The sequence below is a fragment of the Variovorax sp. PMC12 genome, assembly GCF_003019815.1.
Taxonomy (GTDB): domain Bacteria; phylum Pseudomonadota; class Gammaproteobacteria; order Burkholderiales; family Burkholderiaceae_C; genus Variovorax.
Genome location: NZ_CP027773.1, coordinates 5,352,637 through 5,369,460 on the forward strand (window position 1 = coordinate 5,352,637; position 16,824 = coordinate 5,369,460).

At 68.1% G+C, this 16,824-nt stretch carries 18 protein-coding genes; 9 read left to right on the plus strand and 9 right to left on the minus strand.

Annotation, left to right across the window (positions count from 1 at the left end):
• Positions 1–20: 20 nt before the first annotated feature.
• From C4F17_RS25115 to nadA, 3 genes are read left to right on the plus strand one after another with little or no spacing between them, the layout of a single operon-like run.
• Positions 21–1,055: an NAD(P)H-dependent glycerol-3-phosphate dehydrogenase gene (locus C4F17_RS25115; protein WP_106937052.1), complete on the plus strand. Its 1,035-nt coding sequence runs from the start codon at positions 21–23 to the stop codon at positions 1,053–1,055.
• Positions 1,056–1,079: 24 nt separating this feature from the next.
• The gene (nadC, locus tag C4F17_RS25120) at positions 1,080–1,958 is read left to right on the plus strand and encodes a carboxylating nicotinate-nucleotide diphosphorylase (protein ID WP_106937053.1); all 879 of its coding nucleotides are present in this window, start codon (positions 1,080–1,082) and stop codon (positions 1,956–1,958) included.
• An 11-nt stretch (positions 1,959–1,969) separates the two neighbouring features.
• On the plus strand, positions 1,970–3,106 hold the full coding sequence (nadA, locus tag C4F17_RS25125) for a quinolinate synthase NadA (protein ID WP_106937054.1): 1,137 nt from the start codon (positions 1,970–1,972) through the stop codon (positions 3,104–3,106).
• Between the two features lie 122 nt (positions 3,107–3,228).
• Here nadA and C4F17_RS25135 read toward each other — a convergent pair whose 3' ends face one another.
• The 6 genes from C4F17_RS25135 to C4F17_RS25160 form a co-directional block, all read right to left on the minus strand.
• Complete coding sequence (locus C4F17_RS25135) at positions 3,229–3,591, minus strand: 6-pyruvoyl trahydropterin synthase family protein (RefSeq protein WP_106937056.1); 363 nt, start codon at positions 3,589–3,591, stop codon at positions 3,229–3,231.
• 39 nt (positions 3,592–3,630) lie between these two features.
• Positions 3,631–4,269 (minus strand): 7-carboxy-7-deazaguanine synthase, encoded by a 639-nt coding sequence (gene queE, locus C4F17_RS25140; RefSeq protein WP_106937057.1) that lies wholly within the window; start codon positions 4,267–4,269, stop codon positions 3,631–3,633.
• Positions 4,266–5,108: a pantoate--beta-alanine ligase gene (panC, locus tag C4F17_RS25145; RefSeq protein WP_106937058.1), complete on the minus strand. Its 843-nt coding sequence runs from the start codon at positions 5,106–5,108 to the stop codon at positions 4,266–4,268. The genes queE and panC overlap by 4 nt, the downstream gene beginning before the upstream one ends.
• 156 nt (positions 5,109–5,264) lie before the next feature.
• A complete protein-coding gene (gene nadB, locus C4F17_RS25150) occupies positions 5,265–6,839 on the minus strand; it encodes an L-aspartate oxidase (protein ID WP_199851990.1) in 1,575 nt (524 codons plus the stop codon).
• Positions 6,840–6,872: 33 nt separating this feature from the next.
• Entirely contained in the window at positions 6,873–7,709 is an 837-nt protein-coding gene (locus C4F17_RS25155; RefSeq protein WP_081265981.1) for a segregation and condensation protein A, read from the minus strand.
• 78 nt (positions 7,710–7,787) lie between these two features.
• Positions 7,788–7,994: a DUF3460 family protein gene (locus C4F17_RS25160; protein ID WP_081265980.1), complete on the minus strand. Its 207-nt coding sequence runs from the start codon at positions 7,992–7,994 to the stop codon at positions 7,788–7,790.
• A 69-nt stretch (positions 7,995–8,063) separates the two neighbouring features.
• Here C4F17_RS25160 and C4F17_RS25165 point away from each other — a divergent pair, with 69 nt between their 5' ends.
• Positions 8,064–8,540 (plus strand): outer membrane protein assembly factor BamE, encoded by a 477-nt coding sequence (locus tag C4F17_RS25165; RefSeq protein WP_106937703.1) that lies wholly within the window; start codon positions 8,064–8,066, stop codon positions 8,538–8,540.
• A 13-nt stretch (positions 8,541–8,553) separates the two neighbouring features.
• Here the strand turns inward: C4F17_RS25165 and C4F17_RS25170 are convergent, their stop codons facing one another.
• Together C4F17_RS25170 and metG are read right to left on the minus strand one after the other, a co-directional pair.
• Entirely contained in the window at positions 8,554–10,233 is a 1,680-nt protein-coding gene (locus C4F17_RS25170) for a SulP family inorganic anion transporter (protein WP_106937704.1), read from the minus strand.
• A gap of 62 nt (positions 10,234–10,295) precedes the next feature.
• Positions 10,296–12,395 carry a methionine--tRNA ligase gene (gene metG / locus C4F17_RS25175; RefSeq protein ID WP_081265979.1) on the minus strand — a complete coding sequence of 700 codons (2,100 nt, stop codon included), beginning with the start codon at positions 12,393–12,395 and terminating at the stop codon, positions 10,296–10,298.
• 326 nt (positions 12,396–12,721) lie between these two features.
• Between metG and C4F17_RS25180 the strand changes: the two genes are divergently transcribed.
• From C4F17_RS25180 to C4F17_RS25200, 5 genes are all read left to right on the plus strand, one after another.
• The gene (locus tag C4F17_RS25180) at positions 12,722–13,264 is read left to right on the plus strand and encodes a hypothetical protein (RefSeq protein ID WP_159053711.1); all 543 of its coding nucleotides are present in this window, start codon (positions 12,722–12,724) and stop codon (positions 13,262–13,264) included.
• A 200-nt stretch (positions 13,265–13,464) separates the two neighbouring features.
• Positions 13,465–14,496, plus strand: coding sequence for an isocitrate/isopropylmalate dehydrogenase family protein (locus tag C4F17_RS25185; RefSeq protein WP_106937061.1), 1,032 nt, complete (start codon positions 13,465–13,467; stop codon positions 14,494–14,496).
• An 81-nt stretch (positions 14,497–14,577) separates the two neighbouring features.
• Complete coding sequence (locus tag C4F17_RS25190; protein WP_106937062.1) at positions 14,578–15,264, plus strand: YceH family protein; 687 nt, start codon at positions 14,578–14,580, stop codon at positions 15,262–15,264.
• Between the two features lie 88 nt (positions 15,265–15,352).
• Positions 15,353–15,817, plus strand: coding sequence for a hypothetical protein (locus C4F17_RS25195; RefSeq protein ID WP_106937063.1), 465 nt, complete (start codon positions 15,353–15,355; stop codon positions 15,815–15,817).
• Between the two features lie 105 nt (positions 15,818–15,922).
• Complete coding sequence (locus C4F17_RS25200) at positions 15,923–16,234, plus strand: hypothetical protein (RefSeq protein WP_106937064.1); 312 nt, start codon at positions 15,923–15,925, stop codon at positions 16,232–16,234.
• Here C4F17_RS25200 and C4F17_RS25205 read toward each other — a convergent pair.
• A complete protein-coding gene (locus C4F17_RS25205; RefSeq protein WP_081265973.1) occupies positions 16,231–16,824 on the minus strand; it encodes a TMEM175 family protein in 594 nt (197 codons plus the stop codon). The genes C4F17_RS25200 and C4F17_RS25205 overlap by 4 nt on opposite strands.

Here is a 16,824-nt window from a genome sequence, read left to right on the forward strand (position 1 = left end):
GCACGACGCCGCCAACGCCGATGAAGATCTGCGTTCATGGCGCCGGTGCCTGGGGCACGGCGCTCGCCGTCAATGCGGCGGGCCGCCACGAGGTCACGCTCTGGGCCCGCGACGCGGCCCAGGCCGACGCCATTTCGAAGGCGCGGGAAAACACCCGCTACCTGCCCGGGCTGGCACTGCCGGCCTCGCTCGCCGTGCGCGCGGGCGACATCGGCCAGGCACGGGCCGGCGCCGACCTCGTCATCGTGGCCACGCCCATGGCCGCCCTGCGCGAACAGCTCAGCGCACTGCGCGGCACGACCGCGCCGGTGGCGTGGCTGTGCAAGGGCGTGGAGCCCGCGCTCGACACCTCTCCCGAATCCTTCGGCCTGTTCGCCCACGAGATATGGGCGCAGGTCGCACCCGACCTGGCCGCGGGCGTGCTCAGCGGCCCCAGCTTTGCGCAGGAGGTCGCCGAAGGGCGGCCGACCGCACTGGTGGCCGCCAGCCCCCATGCCGCCGTGCGCGATGCGCTCGTCGAGGCTTTCCACGGACCGGCGCTGCGCGTCTATGCCAACGAGGACATCGTGGGCGTGGAAGTGGGCGGCGCCGTGAAGAACGTGCTGGCCATCGCCACCGGGCTTTGCGACGGCCTCGCGCTCGGGCTCAACGCCCGGGCGGCGCTCATCACGCGCGGCCTCGCCGAAATGACGCGCCTGGGCCTGGCGCTCGGCGCCCGTGCCGAGACCTTCATGGGGCTTTCGGGCCTGGGCGACCTGGTGCTGACCGCCACCGGCGACCTGTCGCGCAACCGCAAGGTCGGCCTGCTGCTGGCCCAGGGCCGCACGCTGGCCCAGGCGGTCGATTCGCTGGGCCACGTGGCCGAGGGCGTGTACTGCGCCCGCACCGTGGTGCAGCGCGCGCGCGGCCTCGGCATCGAGATGCCCATCTCCGAGAGCGTGGTTGCGCTGCTCGATGGCCGCGTGGGTCCGCAGGACGCCGTCGCGGCGCTCACCGGCCGCGACCCGGTGCCGGAATCCGTGCCGCCCGCGCCGTCCCCCCGCCATTCCTCCTGAAAAAGACTGAAGACAGAAAGAGCCATGAGCCTTCGCTTTGATTTTTCAGCGTCGGCCGTGGCCGCGCTGGCCCGCTCCGATGCCGCTCGTGCGCTGCAGGAAGACGTCGCCGACGGCGACCTGACCGCGTCGCTGGTCGATCCCGCGCGTCGCGCCCGCGCCCGCGTGCTGGCGCGCGAATCGGCCGTGGTGTGCGGCGCCCCCTGGGTCGAGGCCACGCTGCGGCAGCTCGACCCCGATGTGCGCATCGAGTGGCGCTGCGCCGAAGGCGAGCGCTGCGCGGCCGACCAGGTCGTGCTCGAGATCGAAGGCGCCGCCCGCGCGCTGCTGACGGCCGAGCGCACCTCGCTCAACTTCCTGCAACTGCTGAGCGCTGTCGCCACCAAGACCGCCCTCTACGCCAACGCGGTGCGCGGCACGCGCACGCGCATCGTCGACACGCGCAAGACCATTCCGGGCCTGCGCCTGGCGCAGAAGTACGCGGTGCGCACCGGCGGCGGCCTGAACCACCGCATCGGCCTGTACGACGCGGTGCTCATCAAGGAAAACCACATCGCCGCCGCCGGCGGCGTTGCCGCGGCGCTGCGTGCGGTCGCGCCGGTGGCGTCGCAGGCCGCTTTCGTCGAGGTCGAGGTCGAGACGCTGGCGCAGCTGCACGAGGCGCTGGAAGCCGGCGCGCGCATGGTGCTGCTCGACAACATGGACCTGCCCACGCTGCGCGAAGCCGTGCGCATCAACGACGCCGTGGGCGACGACCGCAAGGCAGTGCTGGAAATCTCGGGCGGCGTCACGCTCGACGGCCTGCGCGCCCTGGCCGAGACCGGCGTCGACCGCATTTCCGTCGGCGCACTGACCAAGGACGTGAAAGCCGTCGACTATTCGATGCGCTTCCAGGACAACTGAGCTTTCTTGCCATGACGACCGCTTCCGTCATCGACGTCGACTACGAACAGCCCGCCGGATCGCAGGCGGGCTCCGCCTGCGACACCCGCCACGCCTGGGCCCGTGTGCCGCCCGAGCCCTCGCCCGACGAGCGCATCGCGCTGAAGGAGCGCATCCGCCGCCTGCTGCGCGAACATGACGGGGGAAGAGGCGCGGTGATGGTGTCGCACTTCTACGTGCACCCCGACCTGCAGGACCTGGCCGAGGAAACCGGCGGCATCGTGAGCGATTCGCTCGAGATGGCGCGCTTCGGCCGCGACCATGCCGCGCAGACGCTGGTGGTGTCTGGCGTGCGCTTCATGGGCGAGACCTCGAAGATCCTGTCGCCCGAAAAACGCGTGCTGATGCCCGACCTGGACGCGAACTGCTCGCTCGACCTGGGCTGCCCGGTGGAGCAGTTCAGCGCCTTCTGCGACCAGCACCCCGACCGCACCGTGGTGGTCTACGCCAACACCAGCGCGGCGGTGAAGGCGCGTGCCGACTGGCTCGTCACCTCCAGCTGCGCGCTCGACGTGGTGAACGCGCTGCACGCGGCGGGCCAGAAGATTCTCTGGGGCCCCGACCGTCATCTGGGCGACTACATCCAGCGCCAGACCGGCGCGGACATGGTCAGCTGGAACGGCGCCTGCATCGTGCACGACGAGTTCAAGGCGCTGGAGCTCGAATTGCTCATGAAGGAGCATCCGAAGGCCAAGGTGCTGGTGCACCCCGAATCGCCCTCGGACGTGATCGCGCTGGCGGACGCGGTGGGCTCGACCTCCGCCATCCTGAACGCCGCCCAGCGCATGGATGCGAGCGAGTTCATCGTTGCCACCGACAGCGGCATGCTGCACAAGCTGCGCACGCTGAATCCGGGCAAGACCTTCATCGAAGCACCCACGGCCGGCAACGGCGGCACCTGCAAGAGCTGCGCGCATTGCCCGTGGATGGCGATGAACGGGCTGGTGGAGCTGGCGAACGTGCTGGAAACCGGCGCGGGCGAGATCCATGTCGATCCGGCGCTGGGGCTACGGGCGCGGTTGCCGATCGATCGGATGCTGGCGTTCACGGCCGGGCTGAAGAACGGCCAGGCGCCCGGCAGCCTGATCGCCGGCATCGGCGCCGCCTGACCCGTCTTGCTCCTTCCCCCTCTGGGGGAAGGTTGGGATGGGGGCAGGCAGAGCGTGCCCGGTGGTGGCGCCGCTTGCCCCCACCCCGGCCCTCCCCCGGAAGGGGAGGGAGAAAGAAAAAGCTAGAAGTCCACGGTGCAGGAATCGCCCAGCGCTTCGCGCCATACCCGCACCCTTGACAGCGACGCCTTCAAATCCGGCAACGCCTCCGCAATGAACACGCAAAGGTTCTCCAGAGTCGGCGGGTGCAGCCCGGGTACGTCGTCCAGCAGGTGATGGTCGAGCTGCTCGCGCACGTCTTCCAGGCGCCGGCGCAGCAGCCCCAGGTCGATCACCATGCCCGTCACCGGATCGCGCTCGCCGGCAAGCCACACCTCCGCGTGGTACGTATGGCCGTGGATACGGCGGCTGCCTTCGACTTCGATCTCCCGCTTCAGCGTGTGGGCGGCGTCGAAGAAAAAGCGTTGGCTGATGGTGAAGCGCATCGTCAAAAAAGAAACTCGGGAAAAAAAGAGGCGGCCGCTTCAGCGGATGCCGGTGATCTTGTGCGTCTGCACGCTGAGCCGCCACACGGGCTGCTTCATGCATTCGGCAATGCAGAGCTCGGTGTTCGCGACCCGGTCGGGGCCGTCCATCGGCTGCAGGAAACGGTGCGTGAATTCGCCGGTGCGCGCCATCGTGTCGAGGTCGAACGCCGCCTGCGGCCACACCAGCTTCAGTTCCTGGCCGCGCTGCTGCACCCACGGCGCGCCGGCCTTGGGGCTGATGCACAGCCAGTCGATGCCTTCCGGCGCCTCGACCGTGCCGTTGCTTTCCACCGCGATGCGAAAGCGCCGCGCATGCAGCGCGTCGACCAGCGTTGCATCGACCTGCAGCAGCGGCTCGCCGCCGGTGAGCACCACCAGCCGGTGATCGGCGTCGCCGGCGGGCCATTGCGCGGCGATGGTGTCGGCCAGCAGGTCGGCGGTCTTGAACTTGCCGCCCAGCGTGCCGTCGGTGCCGACGAAATCGGTGTCGCAGAAGCGGCAGACGGCGGACGCCCGGTCTTCCTCGCGGCCGCTCCAGAGGTTGCAGCCGGCGAATCGGCAGAACACGGCTGGCATGCCGGCCTGGCCGCCTTCGCCCTGCAAGGTGTAGAAGATTTCCTTGACGCTGTAGCTCATGGCGTTGCGAAAGCCTCGATCTCCAGGTTGTCGATCAGCCGCGTGCTGCCCAGGCGCGCCGCGGCCAGTGCCACGAGCGGTTCCCCGGCGGACGGCGCCTGCAGGTCGGAACGGCGCCGCAGCACAAGATAGTCCGGTTGCCAGCCGCGCTGCGCCAGCGACTGCATTGCCCGCGCTTCTATCGCGGCCAAATCGCGCTCGCCCTCGCGCACCGCCTCGGCCATGGCCCGCAGCACCTTCGACAGCTGCACGGCCTCCGCGCGCTCGTCCCTGCTCAGGTAGCCGTTGCGCGACGACAGCGCCAGCCCGTCGTCGGCGCGGAAGGTCTCGCCGCCCACGATCTCGATAGGCAGCGCGAACTGCCGCACCATGTGGCGGATCATCATCAGCTGCTGGTAGTCCTTCTTGCCGAACACCGCCACGCGCGGCTGCACGCACTGGAAGAGCTTCATCACCACCGTGCACACGCCGACGAAGAAGCCGGGGCGGAAGTGCCCTTCGAGGATGTCGGCCAGCGCCGGGTCGGGGTGCACCTTGCAGGTCTGGGGCTCGGGGTACAGCACCTTCTCGGTGGGGGCGAACAGCACGTCGCAACCGGCGGCGCGCAGCTTCTCGCAGTCGCTGTCCCAGGTGCGCGGGTAGGTGTCGAAGTCTTCGTGCGGCAGGAACTGCAGCCTGTTGACGAAGATGCTCGCGACCGTGGCGTCGCCCAGCGGCCTGGCCTGCTTCACCAGCGCGATGTGGCCGTCGTGCAGGTTGCCCATGGTGGGCACGAAGGCGGGGCGCTTGCTGGCGGACAGGCGGCCGCGCAGTTCTTCGATGGTGTTTGCTATGTACATGGGGAGCGGTTCCTTTGTATTTGCCCGGTGTGCAGCGGGTCGTCGGCAGGCCGCCTCAGGGCGAGGCCGGCGGGGTGGTGTTCGACATGGTTGGGTTTCTCCCTGCGGGCGTCGGTGGCCGGGCATCCTTGAGTGAAGAAAACGAAGCGGGTGGGGCTAACGGTCGGCCGCAGGCGCCAGCACCGTGGGTGCGGCGCGCTCGGCGAGCGAGGGGTAGTCGCGGCTGAAATGCAGGCCACGGCTTTCGTGGCGGGCCTGCGCGGAGCGCACGATCAGCTCGGCCACCTGAACCAGGTTGCGCAGTTCGAGCAGATCGCGCGTGACGTGGAAGTTCGCATAGAACTCGTGGATCTCGGCCTGCAGCAGCGCGATGCGGTGGCTCGCGCGCTCCAGGCGCTTGTTGGTGCGCACGATGCCGACGTAGTCCCACATGAAGCGGCGCAGCTCGTCCCAGTTGTGCGAGATGACCACGACCTCGTCGGCGTCGGTGACGCGGCTGTCGTCCCAGGCCGGCAGTTCGGCGCGCTCGCGCACCGGTGCCGAGGCGATGGCACCGGCGGCCGCGCGCGCGAACACCATGCATTCGACCAGCGAGTTGCTGGCCAGCCGGTTGGCGCCGTGCAGGCCGGTGCAGGCGGTCTCGCCGATGGCATAGAGGCCCGGCACGTCGGTGCGCCCGCTCAGGTCGCCGAGCACGCCGCCGCAGGTGTAGTGCGCGGCCGGCACCACGGGAATGGGCTCGCGCGTGATGTCGATGCCCAGCTCCGCGCAGCGCGCCAGGATGTTGGGGAAGTGCTCCTTCAGGAACGCGGCCGGCTGGTGCGAGATGTCGAGGTACACGCAGTCCAGGCCGTGCTTCTTCATCTCGAAGTCGATGGCGCGGGCCACGACGTCGCGCGGGGCAAGTTCGGCGCGTTCGTCGTGCCTGGGCATGAAGCGCATGCCGTCGGGCAATTTGAGCAGCCCGCCTTCGCCGCGCACCGCCTCGCTGATCAGGAAAGACTTGGCATGCGGGTGGTACAGGCAGGTCGGGTGGAACTGGATGAACTCCATGTTCGACACTCGGCAGCCCGCGCGCCAGGCGGCGGCGATGCCGTCGCCGGTGGCTGTGTCGGGGTTGGTGGTGTACAGGTACACCTTGCCCGCGCCGCCCGTCGCCAGGATGGTGTGCGGCGCGCTAAAGGCCAGCACCTCGTCGGTCTTGTCGTCGAGCGCGTACAGGCCCTGGCAGGCCGGGTCGGCGAGCCCGAGCTTGCGGCCGGTGATCAGGTCGACCAGCGTGTGGTGCTCGAACAGCGTGATGTTCGGCGTGCGGCGCACCCGCTCGATCAGCACCTGCTGCACCGCCGCGCCGGTGGCGTCGGTCACGTGCACGATGCGGCGCTGGCTGTGGCCGCCTTCGCGGGTCAGGTGCAGGCCGCCGTCTTCCTCTGAAAAGGGCACGCCCAGCTCACGCAGCCAGCCGATGGCCTGCGGCGCATGCTCGACCACGAAGCGCGTGGCCTCGGCATCGCACAGGCCGGCACCGGCCACCAGCGTGTCTTCCACGTGCGCGTCGAAGCTGTCGCCGGCCGCCAGCACCGCCGCGATGCCGCCCTGCGCCCAGGCGCTGGAGCCGTCGGCCAGCGCGCGCTTGGTCAGCACGGCCACGCGGTGCGTGGGCGCCAGGTGCAGCGCGGCCGAGAGGCCGGCCAGGCCGCTGCCGACGATGAGGACGTCGAAGTCGCGCACGGCGGAAGTCACTGGGTCGGAAGGCCGGTTGGGTCAGCTTGGCGAGTAGGCCAGCCTGACGTAGATGGGAGCGAAGGCTTCCGCCTGCGTGATGTCGATGAGCGTTTCCTTCGCGAGCTCCAGCATCGCAATGAAGGTGACGATCAGCACCGGCGCACCGCGCGACACGTCGAACAGCTTCTCGAACTCCACGAAGCGCTGCCCCTGCAGATGGCGCAGCACGATGCTCATGTGCTCGCGCACGTTGAGTTCCTCGCGCGAGATCTTGTGGTGCTGCACGAGCTTGGCGCGCTTCATGATGTCGGCCCAGGCGTCGCGCAGCTCGGCCACGTCGACGTCGGGGAAGCGCGGCTTCAGCGACTGCTCGATGTAGACCTGCCCCTTCCAGAAGTCGCGGCCGTAGGTCGGCATGGCGCTGATGGCGGCGGCCTGCAGCTTGGTCTGCTCGTATTCGAGCAGGCGGCGAACCAGTTCGGCGCGGGGGTCTTCGGCTTCCTCGCCGTCGGCCACCTTCTTGGGCGGCAGCAGCATGCGCGACTTGATCTCGATCAGCATCGCGGCCATCAGCAAATACTCGGCCGCGAGTTCGAGATTCGTCTGCCGGATCTCGTCGACATAGCTCAGGTATTGCCGCGTGAGCCCCGCCATCGGGATGTCGAGGATGTTGAAGTTCTGCTTGCGGATCAGGTAGAGCAGCAAGTCCAGCGGGCCTTCGAAGGCCTCGAGGAACACCTGCAGCGCCTCGGGCGGGATGTACAGGTCCTTCGGCATCGCGAACAGCGGCTCGCCATAGAGCCTCGCGAGCGCGACCTGGTCGACCACGTCGGGCATGGCGACCACCAGCGTGCCGTTGTCCTCGTCTCCGTTCATCGGTCGAGCGCTATCATTTCAATAGCTTTCGGCGCAATGCTGGCGAGGGTTGGATGCCAATTCGGCTTCACCGATGAATTATTTGGGCTGGGTCTGGTAGACGTACGGCTGCATCGGGACGCGGGCTTCGCTGTACTCCTCGAGCAGGCTGCGGTCGAGGTGCTTGTCCCACAGCAGGGCGCGGCCGGCGCGCTGTTCGGCTTCCAGCGTTGGCTTCTTTTCCTTCATCTCCTCGATGAAGTTCGTGATCTCGGAAGAGTAGTGGGGGCGGCGGAAGATGGACATAGACTGGACCTTTATGGCGCGAATTTTACCGGGGACGGCATGAAGCATCGCAAAGGGTGGGGGATCGGCATGGCGGCGGCGTTGCTGGCGACCGTATTGGCGCTTGCGGCTTGCGACTCGAAGAACATCAGCGAACTCGAGGAAGGCGTCTCCACCGAGGCCGACGTGCGTGCCCGTTTCGGCGAGCCCGAGAACATCTGGGACGGCCCCGACCGCGGCCGCATCTTCGAATACAACCGCCAGCCGCAGGGCCAGAAGAACTACATGATCACCATCGGCACGGACGGCAAGATGAGCGCGCTGCGCCAGGTGCTGACGCCCGAGAACTTCGCCAGGGTGCAGCCCGGCATGATGATGGAAGACCTGCGCAAGATGCTCGGCAAGCCCGCCAAGGTCACGCCCTATGCGCTCAGGCGCGAGACCGAATGGGAATGGCGCTGGGTGCAGCCGCCGAACTCGGCCATGGTCTTCACCGCCACGCTGAACGACGACCAGCGCGTGGTGCGCAGCGGCTCGTCGCCCGACCGGGGCACCGAGGCGCCCTGATCCCGAGGCAGCCTCAGGCGCCGTGGGCCGCGGCGGGCCGGCCCGTCACCAGTTCCTCCGCGAAGCCGGAGCGCTCGATCACCTCGCGCGGCTGGGGCTGCAGCGACTCGATGCGCAGCAGCCCGCCGCGCGCCAGCACCGCGCGGTGCAACTGCCGCAGCGCGTCGACGCCTGTGGCGTCCAGGTAGGTCAGGTGCGTGGCGTCGAGCACCACCGTCATGCCGCGCGGCGCGCGCTCGGCGGCGTTCACCGCCTCGTCCAGCTTGGCCGCCGCGCCGAAGAACAGCGCGCCGTAGATGCGGTAGGTCAGCACCGGCGGCTGCAGCGTCACCAGCTCCACGCTGAACAGCCCGCTCATGCGCCGGATGAACAGTGCGCAAGCCAGCACGATGCCGACCTGCACCGCCACCGTCAGGTCGAACACCACCGTGAGGAAGAAGGTGCCGAGCATCAGCAGCCGGTAGTGCCGGCTGAAATGCCGCAGCTGCGTCGGCGTGAACTCGCGCCACTCGCCCATGTTCAGCCCCACGAACACCAGGATGCCCGCCAGCACCGCGAGCGGCACATGGCGCGCGAGCGGCGCGGCCAGCAGCACCACCAGCAGCAAGGTCAGCGCATGCACCATGCCCGCGATCGGCGACGTGCCGCCCGAGCGGATGTTGGTGACGGTGCGCGCAATGGTGCCCGTGGCCGGCATGCCGCCGAAGAAGGGCGTGACCACGTTCGCGATGCCTTGCGCCATCAGTTCCTGGTTCGGGTCGTGCCGGGGCTGCCCGCTGATCTGGTCGGACACGCGCGCGCACAGCAGCGATTCGATGGCGCCGAGCAGCGCGATGGTCAGCGTGGGCGTGACCAGCTGCTTCACCGTCTCCCAGGAAAAGTCGGGCAGCGCGAAGGCCGGCACGCCTTCGGGAATGCCGCCGAAGCGCGTGCCGATGGTCTCCACGGGCAGCTCGAAGCCCCAGGACACCAGCGTGAGCGTGACCAGCGCCACGATCGGCCCCGGCATGCGCGCGCCTACCTGCACGGCCCGCGTGCGCGCCACCCGGCCGCCCACGCGCAGCACCGCGGCGCCGATCTTCGACTCGGCGCGCAGCAGCCGCGGCCACAGCAGCAGGCCCGCCACGCAAGCCACGCCCAGCGCAAAGGCGTAAGGGTTGAAGGTGCCGATCTGCAGCGCCATGGCGTGCAGCTGCGAGAACACGTCGGCCGGCATCTTCGCCACCGTCAGGCCCAGCAGGTCCTTGAGTTGCGACAGCAGGATCAGCACCGCGATGCCGTTGGTGAAGCCCACCACGATCGACAGCGGCACGAAGCGCACCAGCCGCCCCAGCCCGAAGAGGCCCGCCATGAACAGCAGCACGCCCGCGCAGGCGGTGGAGATCAGCAGGTTGGCGACGCCGTAGCGCTCGACGATGCCGTAGACGATCACGATGAATGCGCCCGCCGGCCCGCCGATCTGCACCGCCGAGCCGCCCAGCAGCGAGATCAGGAAGCCCGCGATGATCGCCGTCCAGATGCCGGCCTCGGGCTTGAGCCCCGACGCGATGGCGAAGGCCATGGCCAGCGGCAGCGCCACGATGCCGACCGTCGCGCCCGCGCCCAGGTCCTTGAAGAAACGCGCGCGGTTGTAGTCCGCGAGCGCGTCCATCAAGCGTGGACGAAAGCGGTGGAGGTTCAGCGGGGAATGCATGGGCCCGCCGATTGTGGCCCGCGCGACGCCGCGCCCCGAATCGACCCCGTCCCGCCCGGGGATCAGCGCACGCGCATGCCCGGCGTCGCGCCCGGCCACGGCTCCAGCACGTGGATGCCGGGGTGGGCCTTTTCGTCGCCGTGGCTCGCGGCCAGCACCATGCCTTCGCTGATGCCGAACTTCATCTTGCGCGGCGCGAGGTTGGCGACCAGCACCGTGAGCTTGCCCACTAGCTGCTCGGGCTGGTAGGCCGAGGCGATGCCGCTGAACACGTTGCGGGTCTTGCCTTCGCCCGCGTCGAGCGTCAGGCGCAGCAGCTTGGTCGAGCCTTCGACCTTCTCGCAGGCCACGATCTTCGCGATGCGCAGGTCGATCTTCGCGAAGTCGTCGATGGTGATGGCGGGCGCGATGGCTTCGCCGCCGGGCAGCTCCTGGGCTTCCGTCGCGGCGGCGGGTGCCGCAGCGGGTGCCTCGGGCGCATCGAACAGCTTGTCGACCTGCTTGGGGTCGGCGCGCTGCATCAGGTGCTTGTAGTCGCCGATGGCGTGGCCCGCGGGCAGAGACTGCGCCGCGTCGGCCCAGACCAGCGGCGAGGTCTTCAGGAAGGCCTCGACGTTCAGCGCCAGCGCCGGCAGCACCGGCTTCAGGTACAGCGTGAGCAGGCGGAAGGCCTCGATGCACACGGTGCACACGTCGTGCAGGCGCGCCTCGGCGCCTTCCTTCTTGGCCAGCTCCCAGGGCTTGTTCTGGTCGACGTACTCGTTCACCTTGTCGGCCAGCGCCATCACCTCGCGCAGGGCGCGGGCGTAGTCGCGGCCGTCGTACAACGTGTGGATCTGGGTGGCCGCGTCGCGCAGCGTGAACAGCAGCGCGTCGCCGTCTGCCGACACCTCGCCCAGCCTGCCGCCGAAGCGCTTGCCGATGAAGCCCGCCGCGCGGCTGGCGATGTTGATGTACTTGCCCACGAGGTCGCTGTTGACGCGCGCCACGAAGTCCTCGGGGTTGAAGTCGATGTCTTCGTTGCGGCCGTTGAGCTTGGCGGCGATGTAGTAGCGCAGCCATTCGGGGTCGAGCCCGATCGACAGGTACTTGAGCGGGTCGATGCCGGTGCCGCGGCTCTTGCTCATCTTCTCGCCGCTCACCGTGAGGTGGCCGTGCACGTACACGGCGTCGGGCGCCTTGCGGCCGCTGAAGTGCAGCATCGCGGGCCAGAACAGCGTGTGGAAGGTGATGATGTCCTTGCCGATGAAGTGCACCTGCTCGAGGTCGGGGTCGGCCATGTACTCGGTGTACGAGATGCCGTCGCCGCCGAGTTCGATGCAGCGCTTGTCCAGCAGGTTCTTCAGCGACGCCAGGTAGCCCACGGGGGCGTCGAGCCACACGTAGAAGTACTTGCCCGGCGCATCGGGGATCTCGATGCCGAAGTACGGCGCGTCGCGGCTGATGTCCCAGTCGCCGAGGCCGCCCTTGCCCTCGTCGTCCTTGTAGAGCCATTCGCGGATCTTGTTCTGCACCTCGGACTGCACGTGGCCGGGGGCGGCGGTCCATTCCTTCAGGTAGGCCTCGCAGCGCGGGTCGGAGAGCTTGAAGAAGAAGTGCTCCGAGCTGCGCAGCTCGGGCTTGGCGCCCGACAGGGCCGAGTAGGGATTGATCAGCTCGGTGGGCGCGTACACGGCGCCGCACACCTCGCAGTTGTCGCCGTACTGGTCCTTCGAATGGCAGTTGGGGCACTCGCCCTTGATGAAGCGGTCGGCCAGGAACATGCCCTTTTCGGGGTCGTAGAACTGCTCGACGCTCTTGGTGCTGATCAGGCCGTTGGCCCGCAGGTCGCGGTAGATGTCCTGCGCGAGCTGGTGGTTCTCGGGCGCGTCGGTCGAGTGCCAGTTGTCGAAGGAGATGTAGTAGCCGTCGAGATACGGCTTGCGCCCGGCCGCAATCTCGGCCACGAAGGCCTGCGGCGTCACGCCGGCCTTGTCGGCCGCGATGGTGATGGCCGCGCCGTGCGCGTCGTCGGCGCAGACGAAGTTGACCTCGGCGCCGTTCATCCGCTGGTTCCGCACCCAGATGTCGGCCTGGATGTATTCCATCATGTGGCCGATATGGAACTTGCCGTTGGCGTACGGCAGGGCGGTGGTGACGAAGAGCTTGCGCGGGGCGGACATCGGGAAGGGCGCTTTCGGAGTGGCTGACGGGGAACCGGGCATTTTAGGTGGCCGCGTCCGGCCGTGGGTTGGACGCCGGCATCGCCCCCTCGAACCTCGCTTCCCGGGCTGCTTCGCTCCCTTGGGAACCGCCTCGAGGTGAGCTGAAAAATCAGTCAAATCCGCATGGCATCATTTCCGCTCCAAAACACAGGGAGGATTCGATGCACAGTGCTAAGTCATTTGGTTTCAAGGCGATTCTGGGCGCGGTTTTTGCGGCCGCTGCGACCACCAGCGCCATCGCCGCTGCACCATCTTTTGCCGATTGCTTCAAGCTGAAGCCCGGCGTGAACTACACGTTGAGCGACCGCTCGAAGATCCAGATCGTCAAGGCCCGGTTCGCGGGCAAGGCGGCCATGAGCGTGGTGAGCACCGACGGCGGCGTCAAGACCGCGAAGTTCTTCGATGAAACCGGCCGCCAGCGGCTGGGTTCCGAGCAATACGGCGTCGCGGCCCTGGGAGGCAACGCGAGCAAGGTCGTCATCAAGGAAGTCTTCTCGGCACCGTTTCCCGAGGTTCCGGCCGACGTCAAGCCGGGCGGCAATTTCAAGCTGGCCGGCAAGGGCGTGAAGACGACGAGCGCAGGCAACGAGGCCTTCGACTTCGCCAACAAGTACCAGTCCGAGCATGTCTTCGTGGGTTTCGAGAACCTGGAGCTGAAGCCGAACTACAACGCTCGCACTTTCGAAAACGTCTGCCATGTGCGCTCGCGCGGCGAGGACAACTCGGTCGACTCCTGGTACGCGCCCGAGTACGGTGTCATCAAGATGCAGGTGAAGACCGCCAAGGGCGAGTCGCTCTTCAGCTACGAACTCGACGGACTGGAATAACGTTGAGGCGTGAAAGGGATGCCGGCTGTAAAACCAGCCGCGCATCCCCCGGGGCGTAAGGCTTTGGCCCCACGGTGCGGGCGCACCGTGGGATGATCCCGGCGTAGACCGCCCGGCGAGTGCGCGCGACCTCCGCCACACCCGATGCAGGGAAGCCGGTCTCCGCAAATTCCTCGTCAACCGACCTGAGCGCCCAACCCATGACCACCTCCATTCCCGCAACCCTGATCCCCGGCGACGGCATCGGCCCCGAAATCGTCGACGCCACGCTGGCCGCGCTCGATGCGCTGGGCGCGCCCTTCGAATGGGACCGCCAGATCGCCGGCCTGGGCGGCGTGGTGGCCGCCGGCGACCCGCTGCCGCTGGCCACGCTGGACAGCATCCGCCGCACCCGCCTCGCGCTGAAGGGGCCGCTGGAAACGCCCTCGGGCGGCGGCTACCGCTCGTCGAACGTGCGGCTGCGCGAGGAGTTCCAGCTGTACGCCAACCTGCGCCCCGCGCGCACCATCATTCCGGGCGGCCGCTTCGACAAGATCGACCTGGTGGTCGTGCGCGAGAACCTCGAAGGCCTGTACATCGGCCACGAGCACTACGTACCGATCGACGGCGACCCGCACGCCGTGGCCATGGCCACCGGCATCAACACCCGCCAGGGCAGCCGCCGCCTGCTGGAATACGCCTTCGAGACGGCCGTGGCCACTGGCCGCAAGAAAGTCACGATCGTGCACAAGGCCAACATCATGAAGGCGCTCACGGGCATCTTCCTGGAGACCGGCTTGGACCTGTACGAGAAGAAGTACAAGGGCAGGTTCGAGCTCGACACGGTCATCATCGACGCCTGCGCCATGAAGCTGGTGCTGAACCCCTGGCAGTTCGACATGCTGGTCACGACCAACCTGTTCGGCGACATCCTGTCCGACCTGGTGGCGGGCCTGGTCGGCGGCCTGGGCATGGCGCCCGGCGCCAACATCGGCGCCGACGCCGCGATCTTCGAGGCGGTGCACGGCTCCGCGCCCGACATCGCCGGCAAGGGCATCGCCAACCCGACCGCGCTGCTGCTGGCCGCCGCGCTCATGCTCGACCACGTCAGGCTGCCCGAACTGGCCACGCGCCTGCGCACGGCCATCGACGAGACGCTGAACATCGACAAGGTGCGCACCGGCGACCTGGGCGGCACGGCGGGCACCGAGGCGTTCACGAAGGCGCTCGTCGCCCGCATCAACGGCGGCTGAGTTTCGCCGCATGGGGCTTGCGACGCGGTCGCGCCCCGTGCCGTGCCTTGCGTTTTCATTTCCGAGAATTTCCGTCGAGCCATGTCCAATCCGTTGCCCGTCCTGTCCCTCCTCGAAACCCGTGTCCTCGGCGTGCTGGCCGAGAAGCAGCGCACCGTGCCCGACAGCTACCCGCTCACGCTCAACTCGCTGGTGTCGGGCTGCAACCAGAAGACCAGCCGAAACCCGGTGCTCGAGCTCACCGAGTCGCAGGTGCAGGCCGCCATCGACAGCCTGAAGGGCTACAGCCTCGTCGCCGAAACCAGCGGCGGGCGCGCCTACCGCTACGAGCACAACATCGACCGCGTGCTGCGCATTCCGTCGCAGTCGGTCATCCTGCTGACCGTGCTGATGCTGCGCGGCCCGCAGACGGCGGGCGAGCTGCGCATCGCCTGCGACCGCATGCACAACTTTGCCGACATCTCGTCGGTCGAGGGCTTCCTCAACGAACTGGCGGAACGCCCGGCCGGTGCGCTGGTCGTCAAGCTGGCGCGGCTGCCCGGTGCGCGGGAAAGCCGCTGGGCGCACCTGTTGAGCGGCACGCCGGCCGAAGAAGTCGCGGGCTCGGGGAGCGCATCGTCCGACGCCGCCCATGCGCCGCACGACGTGTCGCTGGGCGAGGTCGCGGCGCTCAAGGCCAACGTAGCGCGGCTCGAAACCGAGGTGGCGTCGCTCAAGGCGCTGCTCGGGCGCGTGTGCTCCGAGCTGGGGATTTCCGAAACGGACTGATTCCGGTACTTCACACGGGCTTCACGCAGCCCGCGCATCCGCTGCCTAACTTCGTGCCCATTGCCAACTCTTCAATGGAGCACCGGACATGGACCACGGACAGATCGCCGAATGGCGCGATCACATGCCTTTCGACGACATCAGCCGCCGCCTGCTCGGCTGGCTCGCTGCACTGGCTGGCATCGCGAGCCTCTATGCGTTCTTCTGGTGGGCCGCATCGGCCACCGGCTTTCTTCTGTTCGACGGCTGGTGGAACACCTGGCGCGGCCTGGGCACCGCGCTCGCGTTCCGCGATGCGGATTCGGCCTTCTACCTGCTGAGCTGGGTGCTGTCGGTCTTCGGCGGCCTGTTCGGCTGGGTCGCGCTCATCGGCTTCGCGGCGGCGCACCGGCGCGGCTGGGAGGCGGTGCCGGCGTGGATTAAGTTCGGCTGCCTCGTCGGCGCGGTGGCCGGGCTGGCCTTCGAGCCCGGACGGCTGCTGGCGCTGGCGCCCATCGTGTGTGCGGTGCTGATGCTGCTGCGCTCGATGCTGCCGGCGCAGCCTGTGCGTTGAGGGTTGCGCACTTCGAGAAAGCTCGGCTATCGTGAGCTCCCGCATTTCCGTCGGAGCCGAATGACATCCACCTGTCTTCATTGCCGCCAGCCCGGTATCGACAGTATGGCCAAGCGCTGGTCCAGCCGTGCCAGGCCTGTCGAATGCAGCCACTGCGGCAAGCTGTCGCATGTGCTTGCCAGCACCTCGTCGGGCATCACGATGGCTGGCCTGCTGATCGTCACCGTCTCGGCCATTGCCGCGGGCGTATGGCACATGGCGCCGCTGGTGCTGGTCGGCCTGTGCCTTGCGGTCGCCAACAACATCCGGGCCTGGAAGCGCGCGAGGATGGTGCCGATCTCGAAGGAGGGCTCTGCCGGTGCCAGGAAGGAAGGCTGGTTCGTTTCCGGGGTCCTGGTGCTGCTCGGCCTGAGCTAGTTCGGCTTGGGCACACGGCGCAGGTACAGCCGTACCAACATACCCGCCAGGCCGTTCAGCAAGAACGCGAACAGCGCCTTGCCGGGGCTGAAGAAGCTCAGTACTAACGTCAGCACGCAGGACGCCAGCAGCACCAGCAGCGATATGCGCCGGTCCACCCAGTGTTCGTCTTTCACCGGGTCTGGCAGCAGCGACATCAGGAGGAAGGCCGTGGCGGCCATGATGCCGATGTTCACCGCGTAGATGGCCGTTGCCACGGTGTGCGAGGTGAAGCGGCCCATCAGCACGGTCGAGAAGGGCAGCAGCGTCACGAACAGCAGATAGAACAGGCTCCACTTCGCATAGCCCGCGCCCACCGATTCGCCGCGCGAACGGGCCTTGATCAGCGATAGCCAGCTCGCGCCCAACACGTAGAAGCTCAGCAGGTAAGGAACGAACTTGGGGCTCAGCGCCAGCAGGGCCCGATAGAACGAGGCCTCGGTCGCGCCCACGGCGGTTTCGTCGGGGATCCGCAGGTCGAGCACGAGGATGGTCATGGCCACGGCGAAGATGCCGTCGGTCAGCGCGTCGAGGCGGTTCTTGGGGTACAT

Coding starts and splice junctions, on each gene's coding strand:
- C4F17_RS25115 (WP_106937052.1), top strand. CDS start 21: ATGAAGATCTGCGTTCATGGCGCCGGTGCCTGGGGCACGGCGCTCGCC.
- nadC (WP_106937053.1), top strand. CDS start 1,080: ATGAGCCTTCGCTTTGATTTTTCAGCGTCGGCCGTGGCCGCGCTGGCC.
- nadA (WP_106937054.1), top strand. CDS start 1,970: ATGACGACCGCTTCCGTCATCGACGTCGACTACGAACAGCCCGCCGGA.
- C4F17_RS25135 (WP_106937056.1), bottom strand. CDS start 3,591: ATGCGCTTCACCATCAGCCAACGCTTTTTCTTCGACGCCGCCCACACG.
- queE (WP_106937057.1), bottom strand. CDS start 4,269: ATGAGCTACAGCGTCAAGGAAATCTTCTACACCTTGCAGGGCGAAGGC.
- panC (WP_106937058.1), bottom strand. CDS start 5,108: ATGTACATAGCAAACACCATCGAAGAACTGCGCGGCCGCCTGTCCGCC.
- C4F17_RS25155 (WP_081265981.1), bottom strand. CDS start 7,709: ATGAACGGAGACGAGGACAACGGCACGCTGGTGGTCGCCATGCCCGAC.
- C4F17_RS25160 (WP_081265980.1), bottom strand. CDS start 7,994: ATGTCCATCTTCCGCCGCCCCCACTACTCTTCCGAGATCACGAACTTC.
- C4F17_RS25165 (WP_106937703.1), top strand. CDS start 8,064: ATGGCGGCGGCGTTGCTGGCGACCGTATTGGCGCTTGCGGCTTGCGAC.
- C4F17_RS25170 (WP_106937704.1), bottom strand. CDS start 10,233: ATGCATTCCCCGCTGAACCTCCACCGCTTTCGTCCACGCTTGATGGAC.
- metG (WP_081265979.1), bottom strand. CDS start 12,395: ATGTCCGCCCCGCGCAAGCTCTTCGTCACCACCGCCCTGCCGTACGCC.
- C4F17_RS25185 (WP_106937061.1), top strand. CDS start 13,465: ATGACCACCTCCATTCCCGCAACCCTGATCCCCGGCGACGGCATCGGC.
- C4F17_RS25190 (WP_106937062.1), top strand. CDS start 14,578: ATGTCCAATCCGTTGCCCGTCCTGTCCCTCCTCGAAACCCGTGTCCTC.
- C4F17_RS25195 (WP_106937063.1), top strand. CDS start 15,353: ATGGACCACGGACAGATCGCCGAATGGCGCGATCACATGCCTTTCGAC.
- C4F17_RS25200 (WP_106937064.1), top strand. CDS start 15,923: ATGGCCAAGCGCTGGTCCAGCCGTGCCAGGCCTGTCGAATGCAGCCAC.
- C4F17_RS25205 (WP_081265973.1), bottom strand. CDS start 16,824: ATGTACCCCAAGAACCGCCTCGACGCGCTGACCGACGGCATCTTCGCC.